The 644-nt window shown below is 60.2% G+C and carries 1 protein-coding gene; it reads right to left on the reverse strand.

What is annotated here, in order from left to right; translation table 11 throughout:
* Positions 1-65: 65 nt before the first annotated feature.
* Positions 66-455 (reverse strand): hypothetical protein, encoded by a 390-nt coding sequence (locus tag WS69_RS07960; protein ID WP_156438001.1) that lies wholly within the window; start codon positions 453-455, stop codon positions 66-68.
* Between the last annotated feature and the right edge of the window lie 189 nt (positions 456-644).

Genomic DNA, 644 nt, shown 5'->3' on the forward strand with positions numbered 1-644 from the left:
AGGAGCCCGGTGCCCGAATTGGGCACGCCGGGATCTGTGCGGGGGGTGTTCAGTAATGGGCATTCCTACCGCGATTCGCCGGCGTGTAGCTTGACGGTCACCGCGTAGGGCGTCGTCATGTTGACGTTTCCGCTGGGCGCTGCTACCTCCTCCGTGCCCTCAATCAAGTTGTGCACGACGACGCAACCCGCTCGCTTCGGTTTTAGCCCGTTCATGAGCGGCCGCATAAACCTCACGCGCTTCGATAGGCTCGCGCCGACCACATTGATAACGTGCACTGATCTAGGCTTTGGAACGTCCGACAGGAGCGCCGCGCTGAGTTCAATCTCTACGCCGTTCAAGTCTGTAACGGGCGCACAGAAATCACCTCCCACTTCCGTGAGCAAGTCGATGCCACTCTGAAGTGCGGCGCAAGCGTGCCTGAATAGCTGCGGGTCATCCTCCGGCGTGGGCAATTCAAGCTCCTCCCGCGCGGCGACCAAGTGTTCAGCCGTAAGCGATCGATTGACCACGCCCTTGCGCTGTGACGCGAATTAGGCCGTCGTGTCGACGTTGCGCTGGGCCAGTTTCCATGGCAAGAGCGCCTCGTAATCATCGACGCTTCGCGCGTAGGGCAATGCCTTGAACAACTCGGTTAGATAGCG

Origin of the sequence: Burkholderia sp. BDU5 (assembly GCF_001522845.1) — a bacterium.
Taxonomy (GTDB): domain Bacteria; phylum Pseudomonadota; class Gammaproteobacteria; order Burkholderiales; family Burkholderiaceae; genus Burkholderia; species Burkholderia mayonis.